20 protein-coding genes are annotated in these 19,781 nt (G+C 34.1%); 15 read left to right on the top strand and 5 right to left on the bottom strand.

The genetic code is table 11. From position 1 onward, the window contains the following. Positions 1-1,089, bottom strand: a complete 1,089-nt coding sequence (locus tag J3U09_RS02670) for a glycosyltransferase family 9 protein (RefSeq protein WP_267352701.1) — start codon at positions 1,087-1,089, stop codon at positions 1-3. 203 nt (positions 1,090-1,292) lie between these two features. On the opposite strand from J3U09_RS02670, the gene rfaD reads away from it, so the two are divergent. From rfaD to tsaB, 3 genes are all read left to right on the top strand, one after another. Further along, on the top strand, positions 1,293-2,219 hold the full coding sequence (gene rfaD / locus J3U09_RS02665) for an ADP-glyceromanno-heptose 6-epimerase (protein ID WP_267357021.1): 927 nt from the start codon (positions 1,293-1,295) through the stop codon (positions 2,217-2,219). Between the two features lie 314 nt (positions 2,220-2,533). Then, positions 2,534-4,462, top strand: coding sequence for an ATP-dependent DNA helicase (locus J3U09_RS02660; RefSeq protein ID WP_267357020.1), 1,929 nt, complete (start codon positions 2,534-2,536; stop codon positions 4,460-4,462). Further along, a complete protein-coding gene (gene tsaB, locus J3U09_RS02655; RefSeq protein ID WP_065734603.1) occupies positions 4,459-5,139 on the top strand; it encodes a tRNA (adenosine(37)-N6)-threonylcarbamoyltransferase complex dimerization subunit type 1 TsaB in 681 nt (226 codons plus the stop codon). Before J3U09_RS02660 ends, tsaB begins: the two co-directional genes overlap by 4 nt. A 46-nt stretch (positions 5,140-5,185) precedes the next feature. Here tsaB and J3U09_RS02650 read toward each other — a convergent pair whose 3' ends face one another. After that, the gene (locus J3U09_RS02650; RefSeq protein ID WP_065562576.1) at positions 5,186-5,452 is read right to left on the bottom strand and encodes a GrxA family glutaredoxin; all 267 of its coding nucleotides are present in this window, start codon (positions 5,450-5,452) and stop codon (positions 5,186-5,188) included. A gap of 278 nt (positions 5,453-5,730) precedes the next feature. Between J3U09_RS02650 and J3U09_RS02645 the strand changes: the two genes are divergently transcribed. From J3U09_RS02645 to J3U09_RS02630, 4 genes are all read left to right on the top strand, one after another. Further along, positions 5,731-6,423 (top strand): DUF2884 family protein, encoded by a 693-nt coding sequence (locus J3U09_RS02645; protein ID WP_267331345.1) that lies wholly within the window; start codon positions 5,731-5,733, stop codon positions 6,421-6,423. Between the two features lie 63 nt (positions 6,424-6,486). Next, positions 6,487-7,338, top strand: a complete 852-nt coding sequence (gene folD / locus J3U09_RS02640) for a bifunctional methylenetetrahydrofolate dehydrogenase/methenyltetrahydrofolate cyclohydrolase FolD (protein WP_267331346.1) — start codon at positions 6,487-6,489, stop codon at positions 7,336-7,338. Between the two features lie 67 nt (positions 7,339-7,405). Continuing rightward, positions 7,406-7,897: a peptidylprolyl isomerase B gene (ppiB, locus tag J3U09_RS02635; protein ID WP_065562573.1), complete on the top strand. Its 492-nt coding sequence runs from the start codon at positions 7,406-7,408 to the stop codon at positions 7,895-7,897. Beyond that, positions 7,890-8,642, top strand: a complete 753-nt coding sequence (locus J3U09_RS02630) for a UDP-2,3-diacylglucosamine diphosphatase (RefSeq protein ID WP_267357019.1) — start codon at positions 7,890-7,892, stop codon at positions 8,640-8,642. Before ppiB ends, J3U09_RS02630 begins: the two co-directional genes overlap by 8 nt. Here the strand turns inward: J3U09_RS02630 and modC are convergent. The 3 genes from modC to modA are packed head-to-tail and all read right to left on the bottom strand — an operon-like array spanning position 8,621 to position 10,749. Continuing rightward, a complete protein-coding gene (modC, locus tag J3U09_RS02625; RefSeq protein ID WP_267357017.1) occupies positions 8,621-9,301 on the bottom strand; it encodes a molybdenum ABC transporter ATP-binding protein in 681 nt (226 codons plus the stop codon). The genes J3U09_RS02630 and modC overlap by 22 nt on opposite strands. 5 nt (positions 9,302-9,306) lie before the next feature. Beyond that, on the bottom strand, positions 9,307-9,996 hold the full coding sequence (gene modB / locus J3U09_RS02620) for a molybdate ABC transporter permease subunit (protein ID WP_065562570.1): 690 nt from the start codon (positions 9,994-9,996) through the stop codon (positions 9,307-9,309). Positions 9,997-10,008: 12 nt separating this feature from the next. Beyond that, the gene (gene modA, locus J3U09_RS02615; protein ID WP_218058406.1) at positions 10,009-10,749 is read right to left on the bottom strand and encodes a molybdate ABC transporter substrate-binding protein; all 741 of its coding nucleotides are present in this window, start codon (positions 10,747-10,749) and stop codon (positions 10,009-10,011) included. Positions 10,750-10,957: 208 nt separating this feature from the next. Here modA and J3U09_RS02610 point away from each other — a divergent pair, with 208 nt between their 5' ends. From J3U09_RS02610 to glnK, 8 genes are all read left to right on the top strand, one after another. Beyond that, positions 10,958-11,734: a TOBE domain-containing protein gene (locus J3U09_RS02610; RefSeq protein ID WP_267357015.1), complete on the top strand. Its 777-nt coding sequence runs from the start codon at positions 10,958-10,960 to the stop codon at positions 11,732-11,734. A 15-nt stretch (positions 11,735-11,749) separates the two neighbouring features. Further along, positions 11,750-13,210: a molybdate ABC transporter ATP-binding protein ModF gene (modF, locus tag J3U09_RS02605; RefSeq protein ID WP_267357013.1), complete on the top strand. Its 1,461-nt coding sequence runs from the start codon at positions 11,750-11,752 to the stop codon at positions 13,208-13,210. Between the two features lie 396 nt (positions 13,211-13,606). Beyond that, the gene (gene uvrB, locus J3U09_RS02600) at positions 13,607-15,610 is read left to right on the top strand and encodes an excinuclease ABC subunit UvrB (RefSeq protein ID WP_065562566.1); all 2,004 of its coding nucleotides are present in this window, start codon (positions 13,607-13,609) and stop codon (positions 15,608-15,610) included. 24 nt (positions 15,611-15,634) lie between these two features. Continuing rightward, a complete protein-coding gene (locus J3U09_RS02595) occupies positions 15,635-15,985 on the top strand; it encodes a RidA family protein (RefSeq protein ID WP_267330200.1) in 351 nt (116 codons plus the stop codon). Positions 15,986-16,137: 152 nt separating this feature from the next. Next, a complete protein-coding gene (gene purE, locus J3U09_RS02590; RefSeq protein ID WP_267338327.1) occupies positions 16,138-16,638 on the top strand; it encodes a 5-(carboxyamino)imidazole ribonucleotide mutase in 501 nt (166 codons plus the stop codon). A gap of 7 nt (positions 16,639-16,645) precedes the next feature. Further along, positions 16,646-17,704 carry a 5-(carboxyamino)imidazole ribonucleotide synthase gene (purK, locus tag J3U09_RS02585; protein ID WP_416380028.1) on the top strand — a complete coding sequence of 353 codons (1,059 nt, stop codon included), beginning with the start codon at positions 16,646-16,648 and terminating at the stop codon, positions 17,702-17,704. A 24-nt stretch (positions 17,705-17,728) separates the two neighbouring features. Further along, positions 17,729-19,207: a dGTPase gene (dgt, locus tag J3U09_RS02580; RefSeq protein WP_267352692.1), complete on the top strand. Its 1,479-nt coding sequence runs from the start codon at positions 17,729-17,731 to the stop codon at positions 19,205-19,207. Positions 19,208-19,431: 224 nt separating this feature from the next. Next, positions 19,432-19,770 (top strand): P-II family nitrogen regulator, encoded by a 339-nt coding sequence (gene glnK / locus J3U09_RS02575; RefSeq protein ID WP_267352691.1) that lies wholly within the window; start codon positions 19,432-19,434, stop codon positions 19,768-19,770. Positions 19,771-19,781 lie beyond the last annotated feature (11 nt).

Genomic DNA, 19,781 nt, shown 5'->3' with positions numbered 1-19,781 from the left:
TTAAAGATTTATTGTCAGCTGATCTATATAGTGCTTTAAGTTCATTATATCTAAATTTTGGGCTGAGTTTTCGGGTGCAATGATCTGTATTGCATTTTCATAATTAGGTTTATACACATCGTTATTTTTATATCGGGGATCAAAAGTATCAATCTCAGAACTATAAACACTAATTAAAGGTTTATTATAAGCATTGGCAAGATGTACAATAGAGGTATCAACTGAAATAACAAAATCACAATGTTTAATTAACGACGCAGCATGAAAAAAATGATTGAGTGGATTAATTACTATATTTGGTGATGGATGTAATTTACTGATTTTATCTGGCAAACCAACGACAATGGTTACTATATTGGGGTAACTCGACATAAGATCTATGATATCTTGTGCCTGTTTGCTTGAAAAACTTCGGCGATCTGAGGATGCATAAGGATTAAAAATACAGATTTTTTTAGATAGATAATTAGATAAAAGCTCTTCAACTTGTAAATCATATTCATTGGAATAATGAAGATCATATTTGTAATCATTTTCGCTTGTTTGTATATTAATTCTATTTAAAATATATCTAAATCTTTGACTAAAATGTGCACTAAAATCCGTATAGGTGATGATTGAGTCATATACACGGTAACAATTGGGATAGTTAAAGCCAATAGTATGTTTAGGTTTTATTTTCTTAATGATCTTAAAAATCCAATTGGAATAACTGGTTCTATTGTTTGGATCAATAAATAGATCGCATTCTAAAGATTTTAAAACACGAATCTGTGATTTGGTTAATGGTCTGTCAAGACAAATAACTTGACTGACATAAGGATTAGATTCAAATAAAAAAGCATTGGATTTTTTTGTCAGCACTGTCACTTCAAAACCGTGAGTGGCGAGAATATTAGGCAGTCCTGATATGATAACAGCATCGCCAAGTCCATTTTTACATGCTTGAATGGTGACTTTATCTATTTTTGATAAATCTAATTGAGACCTTTTCAGCTTAAAGGACAAAATAAAAAGTTTTACATTTTTGAATAAATAATTTCGTTTTCTGTTTAATTTGCTAATTGTATTGATAATTTTTTTAAGCATCGGCTAGGTCTAATTGTTTTGTCTTACTTTTTTTATTGTACCAAAATTTGTATCAGTAAAACATAACCATTAATAAGATAAAATGTTTTTTAAATTATGAAAAACAAATAAAGAATATTTAAATCTGATTGAATAAGAACACTCGAAAATAACGATATTATACAATATAATATCTTTATTCATTAATTAAAAAGGTAATTATTATGATTGTTGTGACCGGTGGAGCAGGATTTATTGGTAGTAATATTGTAAGAGGTCTAAATAAAAAAGGATGTAAAGATATCCTTGTTGTTGATGACTTAAAGGATGGGACAAAATTTTCTAATCTTGTTGATCTCGATATTGCTGACTATATGGATAAAGATGATTTTATTGTCGCCATTTTATCCAATGAAAATTTAAATATTGATGTCATTTTTCATCAAGGTGCATGTTCCTCAACGACTGAGTGGGATGGCAAATTTATGATGGAAAACAATTATCAATATTCTAAAGATCTACTACACTACTGTTTAGAACTTGATATACCATTTTTATATGCTTCTTCTGCTGCAACTTATGGTGGTCGTAGCGACAACTTTATCGAAGATAGAGCTTATGAAAAACCGTTGAATGTATATGGGTATTCTAAATTTTTATTTGATCAATACGTAAGACAAGTATTACCAACGGCTAAATCACAAGTATGTGGTTTTCGCTATTTTAATGTTTATGGGCCTCGTGAAACACACAAAGGTAGTATGGCAAGCGTTGCATATCATCTTAATGAACAGCTTCACAAAGGCGAAAAACTTAAATTATTCGCCGGAAGTGATACTTTCAAACGTGATTTTATTTATGTGGAAGATGTGGTTGATGTCAATTTATGGTTTTGGGAAAATAAAGTATCAGGCATTTATAACTGTGGAACCGGCAAAGCAGAATCATTCCAAACAGTTGCCGATGCGGTACTTCACTATCATAAAAAAGGTGAAATTGAGTATATACCTTTCCCTGAACATTTAGAAGGACGTTACCAACGTTTTACGCAAGCTGATTTAACAAAATTTAGAAATTCAGGTTGTCCGATTCAATTCAAATCGGTGACTGAAGGTACTACCGAATACATGAAATGGTTAAATAACCAATAAAGTTTATGCTTTTTGGGCCATAGCATTTTTAATCATTTTAACAACATCCTCCCTTAATAAACCTTTTTATTGTCACAACATTAAGGGAGGGGGTGATGAAGCGATTTTTCTTAAGTTTATAATATTATCTAGTGCTGCTTGTAAATAATTGTTATAGTATATCGATTATTTAAGTTACTGGTTGTTCAATTCCAATATAATAAATTCATCTCTTTTTTATGAAAATACTATTTTCTTCATATCAAATTATTCCTAAATAATTTTTCAAGTATGAATAAAAAATTGGGCTTATCTTCTAATTAGGTGCATTTTAAGTGATTAATGATTTTGCAGAAAATGGTTTGCTTGCGACAGCTATAGATGGTTTTGTTGCTAGAGAACCACAAAGACATATGGCAAATAAGGTCACTGAAGCAATAAATGCTCAAAAGTCATTGGTGGTCGAAGCGGGTACTGGAACGGGTAAAACCTTTGCATATTTAGTTCCTGCATTACGCAGTGAGAAAAAAGCAATAATCTCAACAGGCTCCAAGAATTTACAAGAACAGTTATATAGTAAAGACTTACCCATTATCAAAAAAGCTTTAAACTATACTGGTAAAATTTCACTTCTTAAAGGTCGAGCTAATTATCTCTGTTTAGAGCGCATGTATCATCAATATGCTGCTGCCGTAGATTTAGAGAAGAATTTACGAACTGATCTGGTTCGGGTTAAAAATTGGTCAATCAAAACAAAAGATGGTGACATTAGTAAATGTACAACTGTTACCGAAGATAATCCAATTTGGCCAATTTTAACTAGCACAAATGATAATTGTTTGGGTAGTGATTGTGAACATTACAACGATTGTTATGTGGTTAAAGCTCGTAAAAGAGCCATGAACGCTGATATTGTTGTTGTTAATCATCATCTATTTTTAGCTGATGTTGTTGTGAAAGATACCGGATTTGGTGAACTAATTCCTAAAGCTGATGTGATGATATTTGATGAAGCGCATCAACTTCCTGATCTTGCGTGTCACTATTTTGGTGAGCAGTTAACAAGTCGACAACTGTTCGACTTAGCTAAAGAGATAAATTTGGCTTATCGAACAGAAGTCAAAGACATGTCACAACTCCAGCAGTGTGCTGATAAACTACAAAAATGTACCCAAGATTTAAGATTGTTGATAAGCCAGCAAAATAATAAAGGAAATCTTCGTTATCTATTTAATCAAACCAATATTAAACAAGAATTATCTTATTTATTTGATGCGCTTGATTTTTGCAAAGAAGTTCTGTTATTAGCGATAGGGCGATCCACAACTTTAGATAATTGTTATGATCGAGTTAACCAATACCAGCAATTATTAAAAAAATTGTCCGAAACTCATGTACCAGGTTTCAGTTATTGGTATGAAAGTTCATACAGCTCTTTCCTCTTTGCATTAACTCCATTGTCGGTAACGGAAAAATTTGAGGAATTATTAATCCAGCGTAAAGGTGCCTGGATTTTCACATCAGCAACATTATCAGTTGATAATCAATTAGATTACTTTACCAAACGTTTAGGTTTAACTAATGCAGAATCATTAATTTTAGAAAGCCCATTTGATTATATCAATCAGACTATTTTGTGTGTACCACGTTATATACCATCACCAAATGAAAGAGGCAATGCTGAAAAACTTGTCAATATTTTATTACCGGTTATTGAGGCAAACAAAGGGCGTTGTTTTTTCCTTTGTACATCTTATGCAATGATGAATGCATTAGCTGAACATTTTCGCTTACATACCGAGTTACCGGTTTTAGTTCAAGGTGAAACAAGCAAATCAAAACTTCTTGAACAGTTTATTGAAAGTGGTAATGCACTATTAATCGCAACGAGCAGTTTTTGGGAAGGGATTGATGTTAGGGGAGATACTTTATCTTGTGTTATTATAGATAAATTACCGTTTACCTCACCAGATGATCCCTTAATGAAAGCGAGAATGGAAGATTGCCAAATGCAAGGTGGCGATGCCTTTAATGAAGTGCAATTACCTGAAGCCGTTATTACCTTAAAACAAGGTGTTGGGCGATTAATCCGTCATCATAATGATCGAGGAGCAATTATTATTTGCGATAATAGATTAGTTATGCGACCTTATGGGGCAACGTTTATAAATAGTTTACCACCATCGCCAAGAACCCGAGATGTTAACAAGGTAATCAATTTTTTATTATCTAACAACCAATCAGATAATCTGGAAACCAAATGAGTACTATTTTAGCCATTGATACTTCGACAGAAGCTTGTTCCGTAGCTCTATTTTTTCAAAATGAAATCACTCATGATTTTATGATTTCGGCACGTGATCATACTAAAAAGATCTTACCAATGGTTGATAAAATTTTAAGTCAATCAGGTTGCACGCTTTCACAACTTGATGCTATTGCTTTTGCTCAAGGTCCTGGTAGCTTTACTGGAGTAAGAATAGGTATTGGTGTAGCTCAAGGATTAGCATTAGGAATTGATAAACCGATGATAGGTGTCTCAACTTTGATGACCCTAGCGCAAGGCGCTTATAGGAAAACAGAGGCAAAGAAAGTCATACCTGCGATAGATGCTAGAATGGGCGAAGTCTATTTAGGACAATATGAGTATCAAAACCAAAATTGGCAAACGATCATTCCAGAATGTGTCGTCAAACCTGAAAATGTAATAAATAAAATTCAAAAAAGTCACAATGATTATTACTCAGCAGGTACGGGTTGGCAAACTTATCCTGAAATGTTAACAGGAACTAAGCCTAGTGAAGTATTCTTACCAGAAGCACAAGATTTGGTGGTTATCGCTCATCAAAAATGGTTAAGAAATGAAGTGGTTAAAGTTGAAGATGTCGAGCCAACTTATTTGCGTAATGAAGTTACATGGCAAAAATTGCCGGGGCGTTAAGATAAACCACCGAAATGGTTTATCTGTATTTGATGTGAAAAAGTATTTAGTCTTGAAATAATCCCAAATTAGCTTTGGCATATGCTTCAAAATCAGTACAGCCACCAATTGGTTTTTCATCAATAAAAATTTGTGGTACGGTTTCAACCGGTTTACCAACACTTTTAGAAAGATCTTCCTTGGTAATACCTTCTGCATTTATATCTACATATCGATATGAAAAATCATCACGTTCTTGAGATAACTTCTCGGCAAGCTCTTTAGCTCGCACACAATATGGACATCCTTGACGTCCAAAAATAACAGCGTACATATTTCACCTCTATGAGTTAAATTGAATAAAATTACTATACTTTAGTTTTGAATAAAAAAAAGTAGATAAATCTAGTTGATATAATAGATTATATCTATTGATATTACATCCGCATAGCGTGTAAGGTATACGTTTTAATCATTTAAATGATTAATTGATTATTTTATAGCTTTTTTTATTAAAAAAGTTGAGGAACGGGGTTTTTTAATTCTTTAAATTGATGCTAATTTGATATTACTCGCTATAATTTAAATTTCAACCATTAAATGGATGTCAAAATGCTAAAAAAATTAATAGTTATTTTTTCATTAACCTTATCAATAACAGTGTTTGCGGCACAAAAAGAGTGTGCTGTAAAACCCAATTACGATATAGTGATAAATAAAGACAACATCCAAATCGTAAATAAGTCGAATGATTTATCGATCAAGAATGATGGCAAAGTAATACTTAATAAGAAAACAATATCAGCTAGCCCTCAATTACGTAAAAATCTCAATGAATTTCAAAAAAGTCTAAGATCACAATTACCACAACTAGAACAACAATCATTAGATTTATTATTGGAAGTAAAAGTTGCTTTCGATCTAGCAATAACAAGAAAATTAAGTGATGACCGAGAACTACATGGCGAATTAAATAAATTATATAAACGATTAGTTAAATTGCTACATCGTTCAATTATTACTGAAAATGGAACAACAAAATTTTATTACCAAAACTTTAATAAATTAAAAAAAGATGGACAAGATATCGGCGAACGTATTTTTTATAATGTTGTGGGGGGAAGTATTTTAGAATTTAACTTCTTTAAAAACTTCGGTGCCATCAAAGATATCTCAAAAAATGAATGGAAAGCTCAAAAACCTAAACTTAAAGCATTCGATTCACATATTTGTTCGGTAATTACTGATATAGACAAACAATATCAACAGATTTTAACAGAACTTAGTCAATCAACCGATAAGTGAATAGACAATAATAAAAACTTTTGCGAGAATACCCCATTCATTGGGTAAAAGAAGTAATCGCTTATGACTGCAAAAATAATTGATGGTAAAGCGTTAGCGCAGCAAATACGTAACGAAATAGCCAAAAAGGTAAAATCCCGGACTGAACAAGGTTTATCTGTTCCAGGGCTAGCTGTTATACAAGTTGGCTCTGATCCCGCTTCTAAAATTTATGTTAAAAATAAGCAAAAAGCTTGTGACGATGTCGGCTTTGCTTCTTTTGCTTATGATTATCCATCTTCAACCACTGAGGCATTATTAGCGTTGATCGATGAATTAAATCAACGAGCTGATGTTCATGGCATCTTAGTTCAGCTTCCATTACCAGATAACATTGATAAGACAAAAGTGTTAGAGCGTATCGATCCTCGTAAAGATGTTGATGGTTTTCATCCTTATAATATTGGTCATTTATTACAACGCGATCCGATATTACGCCCATGCACGCCGTATGGTGTTGTTAAAATGTTAGAATCAACTGGCATTAATTTATCTGGCTTAAACGCAACAGTTGTAGGTGCATCGAGCATTGTTGGACGTCCTATGGCGTTAGAATTATTGTTATTAGGTTGTACCACAACGATTACTCATAGCAGAACTATTGATTTAGAAAAGCATGTTCGTAATGCTGATATTGTTGTTGCGGGTGTTGGAATCCCTAACTATGTTAAGGGAGAATGGATCAAACCTGGTGCTATCGTAATTGATGTTGGAATTAACCGTTTACCTGATGGCAAACTTGTTGGAGATGTAGAATTCGATATTGCTAGCCAACATGCCGGTTGGATCACACCTGTACCTGGTGGAGTAGGGCCAATGACGGTTGCAATGCTAATGAGTAATACATTAGAGGCATGTGAAAGATTAAGCGAGTAAGTCTAAGATAATAGACAGATTTGTATTATGATTTTTATGAATTAAAAAATGAAAATAAGGACATCTTATGATTATATTTCATACTTCTTTAGGTGATATTAAGATCAATACTTTTGATGATAAAGCTCCTGAAACAGTCAAAAATTTTGTTGAATATTGTAAAGAAGGTTTCTATGACAACACTATATTCCATCGAGTGATTAATAATTTTATGATTCAAGGTGGTGGATTTGAACCAGGTATGAAACAGAAAAAAACTAAGGCTCCAATCAAAAATGAGGCTGCTAATGGTCTAAAAAATAGTCGTGGTACTTTAGCTATGGCACGTACAAGTGATCCTCATTCCGCGACGGCTCAATTCTTTATTAATGTCGTTGATAATGATTATTTAAATTATCGTTCTTCTGATATTAATGGTTTTGGTTACTGCGTATTTGCAGAAGTTGTGGATGGCATGGATGTTGTCGATAAGATCAAAGCCGTTAAAACTGGCCGTAATGGAATGCATTCTGATGTGCCAGTTGAAGATGTCGTGATTAAGAGTGTAACGGTTGAATAATCCTGTTCGCTTTTTTATCGCAGATATTCACCTCGGTGAAAACGAGCCTGCTGCACATCATTTTGATATTACAGCAGGCTTTTTGTCATTTCTTAAACAATTACCTAATGGCTGTGAACTCTATATTCTAGGGGATTTGTTTGACTATTGGGTGGGGGATGATGTTGATTCAACACTACACAAACAGATTTCGGATGCTTTAAATGAGTTATCCTCAAAGCAAATTAAAAAGTTTTTTGTCCACGGTAATCGTGATTTTCTGATTGGTAAAGACTATGCTAAGCGATGTGATATGACCTTACTAGGCGATATTAATTGTTTAGTCAATCAGGATAAAAATATTGTTTTTTTACATGGCGACCTGCTTTGTATTGATGATCATCAATACCAAAAATTCCGAAAAATCATGCATAAAAAGTGGCTACAAAAGTTATTTTTATTCTTACCATTATTTATTCGATTAAAAATTGCGGCGAAATTACGAAAAGAGAGTAGTCAGCATAATCAAATAAAATCAGAAACTATCATGGATGTAAATCCACAAGCAGTGATTGATATGATGATTGAGAATAATGCCAATATAATGGTTCATGGCCATACTCATAAACCTGCAACCCATCATCTAACCATTAATGGTGAATCAGTAACCAGAATAGTATTAGGTGCTTGGCATGATGGTGTTTCATATATAAAACAAGAAGAGAATAGTACTACATTAAAGCTTTATAGCCAGTCTTTCAAATAGTTACTTTGTAATATTTGTTCTGTCGTACCAAAGTCTATTAATTTCCCCTGTTCTAACAGGGCTACATGCTGAGCAATACGTTTGACTTCATTAATATTATGGGTGACATAGATAATAGGTATGTTCAAGTCACTCACTAGTTTATTAATATAGTTTAATAACTCCTTTTTACGGGGCATATCTAAAGCGGATAAAGGTTCATCCATCAATAATAATTTGGGGTTGGTTAATAAAGCTCGACCAATAGCAACTCGCTGTTTTTCACCACCTGACAGCATCGCTGGATAACGATCAAGTAGTGAACCAATATTGAGCACATTGACAATATCATCAAATTTTTCTGTATTTAACGATCGTGCCCCATAAGTTAAATTTTTGATTACTTTATAATGAGGAAAAAGTAGTGCATCTTGAAAAACAGTACCAATTTGTCTTTTCTCTGGTGTGACAAAAATATGTTTTTCTGTATCGACTAAACTATCTTGTTTTAAATTGATATAACCATTATCAGGTTTGATTAAACCATTAATAAGGTTGATAAGTGTTGATTTTCCCGAACCAGAAACCCCTAAAACAGCAGTCACACCTTGGCAGTTAATTTCATGTTTAAATTCGAAAACAAACGAGGAAAGTTTTTTGCTTACATTGATATTTAACATTATCGCTATCCTGTTAATTTCTTTTTATGCCAACGATTTAGCATCTCTGAAACGAATAAGGCAACTAAAGATAAAATGATCGAAACAATACAAAGTCGTAATGCTCCTGACTCGCCATCTGGGGTTTGTAATAAGGTGTACATTGCTAATGGAAGGGTGCGTGTTTCTCCTTGAATGTTTGATACAAAGGTAATTGTCGCGCCAAATTCACCTAAGCAACGAGCAAAACCGAGCACGACTCCCATTAAAATCCCAGGGAAAGCTAATGGTAACGTGACCGTCATAAAGACTCGAAATGGTTTAGCACCTAAAGTTCGAGCTACATTTTCTAAACGTGAATCTATCGATTCAATTGCTAATCGAATCGATCGAACCATAAGCGGGAACGCAACCACAGCAGAAGCTAAAGCTGCACCTTGCCAATTGAAGCTAAAGCTTAAATGAAAATATTTATCTAACCATTCGCCAATAAAGCCATGGCGCCCCATTGTTAAGAGTAGAAGATAGCCTAATACTACTGGAGGCAACACTAAAGGCAAATGGACAATGCTATCAAATAGTGATTTACCGATAAATTGACATCTTGCTAAAATCCAAGCTGTCAACACACCTATTGGAAGGCTAAAGACAATTGCTGCTCCTGCTATTTTCAAGCTTAACAGCAATGTTTGCCATTCATACTCAGTTAACATCATCTTGTTTAAATTCTATTCAGTGATAAAACCATATTTTTGGAAAATCTTTTTGGCAGTTTCAGAACTTAAATATTGATAAAATTCTTTTGCTTCAGGTTTAAGTAATGTGATCGGATATTCAATTGGTGTAAATGTCTCAGCGGGAAAGCTACCAATAATTTTCACTTTATCACTTACTTTCGCATCAGTACTGTAAACAATACCTAATGCAGCTTCATTACGCTCAACTAACATTAATGCATCACGGACATTACTTGCTGGCGCCATTTGAGGCAATAATTTATCAAATACGCCTAAATTGGTTAAAGATTCCTTAGCATAAAGCCCTGCAGGTACATGGTCAGGATCACCAACAGCTAACCTTTCTCCTTTTGGTAAAATGGCTTGCCAATCAGTATTTGCATTAATTTCTACCTTTTCTAATTTAGATTGTTTTGGAGCAATCAATACTAATCCATTTTTTAACAAATTCTGTTTATCTGTTGCAACTTTGTGTTCAATAAGATAATTCATCCACTTTTGGTCAGCAGACATAAATATATCAGCAGGTGCCCCTTGTTCAATTTGTTTGGCTAATACAGAAGATGAAGCAAATGAGAAAACAATTTCTGCATCTTTGTAAGAAGTTGCAATATCTTGCATTGCATTAGTAAGTGATGCTGCTGCAAATACCGTAATTTTTTGGGTGGCAGATGTTGTTAAACTGACGAGTAAAGTTACTATAAATAGTGATACACCAATGATTCTACGCATTTTATTCCTCACATTCGTTATATAATGAACTATATAGCGATGCTATCAAAATTTATTAATAAAGTACAATCAAACTTTAAGCAGTACACTATTTTTATTCTTTACGAATATGGCTAAGGACATTTTTTGAAGGAAAAGAAAAAAACGTCTACAATAGATTTACTTTTTTATTGAAAGTAGCTTGTTTATTCAATTAAGGCATAAAGTAATGCTGTCACCAGAAATATTATTAACTTTAAACATAAATCAGCAATTATTTACTGATCCCAGACGAATTGCCTTATTAAAAGCAATAGAACTAACTGGCTCACTAACCCAAGCGGCTAAAAAAGTCGGTATTAGCTATAAAACTGCTTGGGATGCGATAAACGAAATCAATCAGTTATCACCAAAACCTTTTTTAATAACAGCAACGGGTGGTAAAAATGGCGGAGGTACAAAACTTAGCGCTTATGCGGTAAGGTTTATTCAGCTTTATGATCTCTTAACTCAACTCCAATATAATGCTTTTAATATTCTAAATGACGACAATATTCCTCTTGATGATATATTAAAAATAACCGCTAAATTATCATTACAGACTAGCGCCCGTAATCAAATCTATGGCAATGTTTCGAGCATTGAAACTAACAATATAGCTGGGTTTGTAAAAGTAAAATTAAGTGATAACCAAACTGAATTAAAAGCTTATATAACTCAACAAAGTATTGCGCGTTTAAAATTGAATATTGATAAAACTGTTCTTTTATTGATTAAAGCACCTTTGATTGAATTGAATGATTTAAATGAAAATCAATTAAGAGTTAAAGTTGAAAAAATAGTAAGCGATGGTCAATTATCTGAGATCTCATTTTCATTACCTTCCGGTATGATGCTTTATGCTAATAAATCAACCAGTGAAATTAATCATCTAAAATTAACCGAAGGCCAAAAAACTACCATATCCATCCATCCCCAGAACATCATTGTTGCCACATTAGTCTAGCAGTTTGAGGTATTTATGTTACAAATTGAAAATGCAGTATATAAAATAAGTGATTTCAACGTTTTTAAAATTGAATCATTGACTATCAATAGTGGTGACATTGTCGCTTTTGTAGGTCGAAATGGCTCGGGCAAGTCGGTATTGGCTAAAGCATTAGCTGGTAATCAACCGTTATTGTCGGGTAAAGTTATCAATCAATTTAAATCAATAGCGCATATCTCATTTGAGCAACTTCAAAAAATAATAGATGATGAATGGAAACGCAATAATACCGATATGCTTAGTGACAACGAAGATGATACTGGATTAACTACAGCAGAAATTATTCAAGAAGTTAATCAAGATGCCGAACTTTGCGAACATTTAGCCCGACAATTTGGTATTGAACATCTGTTAGATCGTCGCTTTAAATATCTCTCAACCGGTGAAACACGCAAAACATTGATATGTCGCACATTAATGAGCCGACCGGAACTGCTAATTTTAGATGAACCGTTTGATGGTTTAGATGTTGCATCTCGAGCAAACCTAGCTGAAAAACTTAAACAACTCTCTGAAAAAAATATTACGATTGTAATGGTGTTGAATCGTTTTAATGAAATCCCAATATTTGTAAAAAATATTGGAATACTTGCTAACTGCCAGCTATTGAAATTTGGATCCAAAGACACCATATTAAATGACGTAGCCATCAAGCAACTTGCGAATTTAGAACAGCTATCAAACTTTACTTTACCCGAACCGGATGAAACACCCATTCAACTACCCGATACATTAGACCGCATTATATTAAATAATGGTCATGTTCAATATGATGGAAAGGCAATTATTAATGGACTTAGTTGGTTGGTAAAAGCGAATGAAAATTGGCAGATCATTGGTCCAAATGGCGCAGGTAAATCGACATTATTAAGTCTAATAACTGGCGATCATCCTCAGGGTTATAGTAATGATTTGACGCTATTTGGGCGAAAACGAGGGTCTGGCGAAACAATATGGGATATTAAACGTCATATTGGTTATGTCAGTAGTAGTTTTCACCTTGACTATCGAGTTAGCTTGAGTGTGGAAAATGTATTGGTATCGGGGTACTTTGATTCAATTGGGGTCTACCAAGCGATTAGTGATAAACAAGCAAAGTTAGTTAAGCAATGGTTACAATTACTAGATTTGACTGGTTTAGCCGATAAACCCTTTCAATCATTATCTTGGGGACAACAGCGATTAGTATTGATAGCGAGAGCTTTAGTGAAACATCCAACATTACTTATCTTAGATGAACCGCTACAAGGGCTGGATCATCTAAATAGAGAACTAGTAAAAAATTGGATTGATAATTTAATCGATAAAGGTCGTACACAATTATTGTTTGTTTCACATCATGCAGAAGATGCACCAAAATGCATCACTCATCGATTAACTTTTGTGCCAAATGATACTGTTGGCTATCAATATAAAATTGAGCGTATCAAATAATGGATTAGTTATAGACTATTAAAATAAGACTTAAAAATAGAAATAATCAATAAAAAAACTTTTTTTTAGTGGCGTTTTTTTAAGCTAAAAATTCAAAAAAGTCTATATTGATTATACTTAGCAAGTTATCCCCGTTGCCTGTGGATAAGTCTGTGAATAGTTAATTGAAAAGTGTGCTAACTTCAATGTCTATCAGGTTTTTATTTAATTTGATTACAACTTAGCCATGATTTTAATAATTATTATTAATCATAACGTTACGATAAATCAAGGTATAGTTTTAATAATGTCTTAACAAACTTTTAACTTAACTGAACAAAAAATATAACATTTTTAAAGGTCAAGTGTTTTTGGGGATAATTTTTATTAATAGGTGAAATTTTAGGTTGCGATGTAATGAGAAAATTTAAATTATGTTCTGATTTTAAACCAGCAGGTGATCAGCCGGTAGCAATTGATCGTATAAATCAAAATCTTGATGATGGAATTGCGCATCAAACATTATTAGGAGTAACAGGATCTGGTAAAACTTTTACCATGGCTAATGTTATTGCAAAGCATAATCGCCCAACAATTATTTTAGCGCCTAATAAGACTTTGGCTGCTCAACTATATGGTGAAATGAAAGCGTTCTTTCCAGATAATGCGGTGGAATATTTCGTCTCTTATTATGATTATTATCAGCCAGAATCTTATGTTCCGTCTACAGACACATTTATAGAGAAAGATGCATCGATTAACGAGCACATTGAACAAATGAGACTATCGGCAACCAAATCATTATTAGAACGCCGTGATGTTGTTATCGTTGCTTCGGTATCGGCTATTTATGGTTTAGGTGCACCTGAAACTTACATGTCAATGATATTACATTTGGCAAGAGGGACGATTACTGACCAACGCGCAGTATTAACGCGCTTAGCAGAATTACAATATACACGTAATGAAATTGGCTTTAGTCGCGGTACTTTTCGTGTTCGTGGCGATGTGATTGATATATTTCCAGCTGATTCAGATGAACATGCAGTGCGTGTTGAGCTTTTTGATGATGAAGTTGAAAGAATAGTCATATTTGATCCATTAACAGGTAATGCAATTAATGAAGTACCACGTATTACTATTTATCCAAAAACACACTATGTCACACCAAGAAATATCATGGATGACGCAATTGTTGAAATTAAGCAAGAGCTTCAAGAACGCCAAAGAGTATTGTTGGACAATAATCGTCTATTAGAAGAGCAACGATTAACTCAACGCACACTATTTGATATTGAGATGATGACAGAGCTTGGTTATTGTTCTGGGATAGAAAACTATTCTCGTTATTTAGCAGGACGAAATGCAGGCGATCCGCCAGCAACATTATTTGATTATTTACCTGCTGATGGCTTATTGTTTATTGATGAATCGCATGTAGCAATCCCACAATTGGGTGCAATGTATAATGGTGATAGATCGCGAAAACTTAATCTGGTTGAATACGGTTTTCGATTACCTTCGGCTTTAGATAATAGACCATTAAAATTTACAGAATTTGAAAATATCATGCCACAAACAATTTATGTTTCGGCAACACCTGCTAAATATGAAATTGAAAAATCAGCAGGTGAAATCATCGAACAAGTGGTAAGACCTACAGGATTATTAGATCCAATCATCGAAGTTAGGCCTGTGGCTACTCAAGTTGATGATCTTTTGTCTGAAATTAAATTACGCATAAACCAAGACGAACGCGTTCTTGTGACAACATTGACTAAGCGAATGGCTGAGAATTTGACAGACTATTTATCAGAACATAATGTCAATGTTAAATATTTGCATTCTGATATTAACACTGTTGAACGAATGGAAATTATTCGCGACTTGCGTTTAGGTAAGATTGATGTATTAGTTGGTATTAACTTACTTCGAGAAGGATTAGATATCCCAGAAGTATCATTAGTCGCAATTTTAGATGCTGACCGAGAAGGATTTCTACGTTCAGAAAGCTCATTAATTCAGACCGTGGGACGCGCAGCTCGAAATGTTAATGGTAAAGCAATATTATATGCTGATAAAATTACGCCAGCAATGCAACTCACTATTGATGAAACTGCAAGGCGTCGTAAAAAACAGGAAGATTTCAATCAGGAACATGGAATTACACCAAAATCAGTGCGTAAAGAAATCAAAGATATCTTAGATGCAGGTTTAAGCACTAAAAAATCAACGGCTAAAATTCAAGCATTTGAACAAGGTGGTCAGTATAATTATGTTTCAATAAAAGAAGTTCAGGCAAGAGTTAAAGAACTTGAAGCCATGATGTACGAAGCTGCTCAGAATCTTGAATTTGAAAAAGCAGGTGTATTACGTGATGAGATTAAAAAATTGCGTTCGGATTTTATAAAGGTATCTTAATAAATAGTCTTTAAGGAAAATATAATGACAATAACACGAATAGATCCTGCGGAAAGGTGGTCAGAAGCAGTAATTCATAACAATGTAATTTACTATACTAGTGTTCCAACTGATTTGAGTGATGATGCTTATATACAAACTAAAAGTGCATTAGCTGAAATAGATCACATCTTGGCTAGAGCAAATAGTGATAAAACTCGCATTCTTGATGCTACACTATTTTTAGTAAACAAAAACGATTTTTCTGCCATGAACAAAGCATGGGACGAATGGGTAGCAAAAGGAAAAGCGCCTGTTCGTTGTACCGTTAATGCAGGGTTAATGAAAAAAGAGTATTTAATTGAAATAAAAATTGTTGCGGCAGTGAGTCCGTAATATACAGATAATTATCCGTCATAATCTTGGCGGATATTCTCAATCTGATAATTTAACTTATTGATAATCAACCTTACTTCTTGCTAGCCCATTCATTTAATTTTAGTGTATACTTTGAACACTTAATATTTTATATCTTCCTATAAACGTTTATGCATACTCAACCTAAAATTGCCATTGTAATGGGCTCGAAAAGTGATTGGAGTACCATGCAACATGCTGCGGATATCTTAGATACTTTAACCATTGCTTATCATGTCGAAATTGTTTCTGCACACCGAACACCTGATAAATTGTTTGAATTTGCGCAAAATGCCAAATCACGAGGTTTTGATGTGATCATAGCTGGAGCAGGTGGGGCTGCGCATTTACCTGGTATGTTAGCGGCGAAAACACTAGTACCAGTGTTAGGTGTTCCAGTTCAAAGTGCAGCGCTTAGTGGTATTGATAGCCTTTATTCTATCGTACAAATGCCTAAAGGTATTCCTGTTGGTACTTTAGCTATAGGTAAAGCTGGAGCGGCAAATGCAGCTTTATTAGCTGCACAAATTCTAGCATTGCATAACCCAGAGATCTATCTACGTTTATCAAATTGGCGATTGAGTCAAACTGATGAAGTTTTGAGTAATCCTGATCCGAGAGTCGATATTTAATATGACAATGCAATCTGTTTGTGTTTTAGGAAATGGCCAGCTAGGACGAATGCTTAGACAGGCTGGTGAACCTTTAGGAATCCATGTCTATCCAGTTGGCTTGGATGTTGATCCTGCAACCATCCCTTATCAAAGTTCAGTCATTACTGCTGAAATTGAGCGTTGGCCCGAAACAACGTTTACTCAACTCTTAGCTATCCACCCCCACTTCATTAATCGAGATGTATTTCCAATAATAGCAGATCGTTTAAGTCAAAAGCAGTTACTTGATGAGCTTAACTTACCTACGGCTAAATGGTACCCGCTTAATAATGAAAATGATTGGTCGAATTTATTTAAAAATTTGGGTGATTTATTAATCGTTAAACGTCGAACAGGTGGCTATGATGGTCGAGGCCAATGGCGCATAACTGCTCACGATTCGATTCCAGATGATGTTTATCAACATGCTATTGTTGAACAAGCCATTCCTTTTGAAGAAGAGCTATCACTAGTTGGTGCCAGAAATGCCAAAGGTGAAACTGTCTTTTATCCATTAACAAATAATTTCCATCAAGATGGCATTTTAAAAATGAGTGTTGCCATTCCTAGTAAAAATAATACATTGCAGAATAAAGCTGAACAGATGCTTTCAAGCATCATGCATAAACTCAATTATGTAGGCGTTATGGCGATGGAATGTTTTGTTATTGGGGATAACTTACTAATTAATGAATTAGCGCCAAGAGTACATAATAGCGGGCATTGGACCCAAAATGGGGCATCTATTAGCCAATTCGAATTACACTTAAGGGCAATTTTAGGACTACCAATGCCTAAACCGGATGTTTTTTGCCCATCGGTCATGGTGAATTTGATTGGAACAGATTTTAATCTCAAATGGTTATCAGTTGATTTAGCGCATCTACACTGGTATGAAAAAGAAGTAAGAGCAGGGCGAAAAGTTGGACACATCAACCTAACTCATAACTATAGTCCAAAATTAATTGAAGCATTAAACCAATTATCCTTTTTATTACCAGCGGAATATAGTCAACCAATAGCGTGGGCAAAACAAAAATTATAGCTGATTAAATCAAGGGACTGCGATATGATCGACTTTAGTAAAAAAATTAATTATCAACGATATGCAAGTAAACCGCGTGAAGCATTTGATGATTACTCGGTTTTACGCTTTTTCGAAAGTGATCGTGGTCGCATCCTTAATTCTGCTGCCATTAGGCGTTTACAACAAAAAACACAAGTATTTCCGTTAGAGCGTAATTCTGTCGTTCGAACACGCCTTACTCATTCAATGGAAGTACAACAAGTTGGTCGTTATATTGTAAAAGAGATTATTTATCGACTTAATATATCTGGACAATTAAAAGCTTTTGGCCTTGAAAATTCAGTTATGTCAATTGAAAGCCTAGTTGAAATGGCTTGCTTAATGCATGATATAGGTAATCCACCATTTGGTCACTTTGGTGAAGCGGCAATCAATCATTGGTTTGGTATGCGTTTAGGTATAGATAAAACGTCATGCTACTCAGTGCTTAATATTCAGGATACAGATGATCAATCAACTCAATCATTAAAATTGAAAATACGCCAAGATCTCTCTAATTTTGAGGGTAATGCACAAGCGATTCGATTAGTTCATACGATTTTACGACTCAATTTAACTTACTCGCAAATTGCGTCAATTCTTAAATATTCGAAACCAGCTTATTGGTCTGATCCTATACCTGATGAATTTAATTACTTAATGAAAAAACCTGGGTATTATCTATCTGAAGAGTCTTTTATTAAAACACTTTCGGAACAACTTGATATCCAACCTTTCCATCGTTATCCGCTCACTTATATTATGGAAGCAGCAGATGATATTTCCTACTGTATCGCCGATCTTGAAGATGCTGTAGAAAAGAAAATTTTAACTGTTCAGCAGCTTTATCATTATTTAAAAGAAGCATGGGGACCCGTTAAAAAAGGTGATTTATTTGATGAAGTTGTGAATCGCCCTTATGAAAATTTGAAAAAGAATGAATTTGAAGCGATAGGTATCGACCAGTTTTTTATGTATCTGCGCGTAAATACCATTGGTCAACTCGTGCCTCATGCAGCTGAACGATTTATCGAAAACATCGAAGCAATTTATCATGGTTCCTTTAATCATGCTCTACTTGAAGATCATGGTGCGGAATATAAATTACTTAGTATCTTCAAAACAGTTGGCTTTGAACACATCTTTAACCATGAAACGGTTGAAAATATCGAACTGCAAGGTTACCGAATCATTACTGGATTGCTAGAGATCTACAGCCCACTTTTAGCTATGCCTACTGATGATTTTATAAAATTAGTCAAAACAGGTAATCACAAAAAATATCCTATCGAAACTCGGTTGTATCACAAACTATCAGCAAAACATTGCGTAGCTTATCAACAAGCACTTGAGCAGATAGACAATCAACACTTTGATTGTTGGGAATTTTACTATCGTTGTCGTTTAATTCAGGATTATATCAGCGGTATGACCGACCATTTTGCTTATGATGAATATCGAAAATTAATGGTAACATTCTAATTTGGCACATTTAAAACAGCACCAAAAATAAGCACAAGCACCATATTAGTGCGACAATGAGGTTATTTTCAGCGTCAAAAACCCCGTTCCTCAACTTTTTTTAAATAGCAACTAATAACCTTTACTCATTTTAAGTATTTCACAATATTAATCACCCTCTTTTTAATTTTTGGCACGCCCTTTGCATTAACTTTAATAAGATTAATAGTTATAAGGAGTAATGGATGAAATTTGTCACTGTAGTTATTAAGCCTTTTAAATTAGAAGAGGTTAGGGAATCACTATCCAATATAGGTGTTACTGGTTTAACTGTTACTGAAGTTAAAGGTTTTGGTCGACAAAAAGGTCACGCCGAACTGTACCGAGGCGCTGAATACAATGTTAACTTTTTACCAAAAGTAAAAATAGAGTTAGCCATTAGCGATGAATTACTCGATGAAGTCATTAACACCATTAAAAAAGCTGCTTATACCGGAAAAATAGGCGACGGCAAAATATTTGTTACGCCATTAGAACACGTAGTTCGAATTCGTACCGGCGAGACTGATGAGTCAGCACTATAACAATCAATAAG

This window comes from Gilliamella sp. B2889, assembly GCF_026536885.1.
Classification (GTDB): domain Bacteria; phylum Pseudomonadota; class Gammaproteobacteria; order Enterobacterales; family Orbaceae; genus Gilliamella; species Gilliamella apicola_E.
This window is presented reverse-complemented; position numbering and strand designations above follow the sequence as displayed.

Bases quoted from the DNA above. Each gene is read 5' to 3' on its own strand.
- J3U09_RS02610 (WP_267357015.1), top strand. From the start codon at position 10,958: ATGCTGTCACCAGAAATATTATTAACTTTAAACATAAATCAGCAATTA.
- glnK (WP_267352691.1), top strand. From the start codon at position 19,432: ATGAAATTTGTCACTGTAGTTATTAAGCCTTTTAAATTAGAAGAGGTT.
- J3U09_RS02650 (WP_065562576.1), bottom strand. From the start codon at position 5,452: ATGTACGCTGTTATTTTTGGACGTCAAGGATGTCCATATTGTGTGCGA.
- modF (WP_267357013.1), top strand. From the start codon at position 11,750: ATGTTACAAATTGAAAATGCAGTATATAAAATAAGTGATTTCAACGTT.
- modA (WP_218058406.1), bottom strand. From the start codon at position 10,749: ATGCGTAGAATCATTGGTGTATCACTATTTATAGTAACTTTACTCGTC.
- J3U09_RS02670 (WP_267352701.1), bottom strand. From the start codon at position 1,089: ATGCTTAAAAAAATTATCAATACAATTAGCAAATTAAACAGAAAACGA.
- J3U09_RS02645 (WP_267331345.1), top strand. From the start codon at position 5,731: ATGCTAAAAAAATTAATAGTTATTTTTTCATTAACCTTATCAATAACA.
- purK (WP_416380028.1), top strand. From the start codon at position 16,646: ATGCAATCTGTTTGTGTTTTAGGAAATGGCCAGCTAGGACGAATGCTT.
- modC (WP_267357017.1), bottom strand. From the start codon at position 9,301: ATGTTAAATATCAATGTAAGCAAAAAACTTTCCTCGTTTGTTTTCGAA.
- J3U09_RS02595 (WP_267330200.1), top strand. From the start codon at position 15,635: ATGACAATAACACGAATAGATCCTGCGGAAAGGTGGTCAGAAGCAGTA.
- purE (WP_267338327.1), top strand. From the start codon at position 16,138: ATGCATACTCAACCTAAAATTGCCATTGTAATGGGCTCGAAAAGTGAT.
- tsaB (WP_065734603.1), top strand. From the start codon at position 4,459: ATGAGTACTATTTTAGCCATTGATACTTCGACAGAAGCTTGTTCCGTA.
- rfaD (WP_267357021.1), top strand. From the start codon at position 1,293: ATGATTGTTGTGACCGGTGGAGCAGGATTTATTGGTAGTAATATTGTA.
- modB (WP_065562570.1), bottom strand. From the start codon at position 9,996: ATGATGTTAACTGAGTATGAATGGCAAACATTGCTGTTAAGCTTGAAA.
- uvrB (WP_065562566.1), top strand. From the start codon at position 13,607: ATGAGAAAATTTAAATTATGTTCTGATTTTAAACCAGCAGGTGATCAG.
- ppiB (WP_065562573.1), top strand. From the start codon at position 7,406: ATGATTATATTTCATACTTCTTTAGGTGATATTAAGATCAATACTTTT.
- folD (WP_267331346.1), top strand. From the start codon at position 6,487: ATGACTGCAAAAATAATTGATGGTAAAGCGTTAGCGCAGCAAATACGT.
- dgt (WP_267352692.1), top strand. From the start codon at position 17,729: ATGATCGACTTTAGTAAAAAAATTAATTATCAACGATATGCAAGTAAA.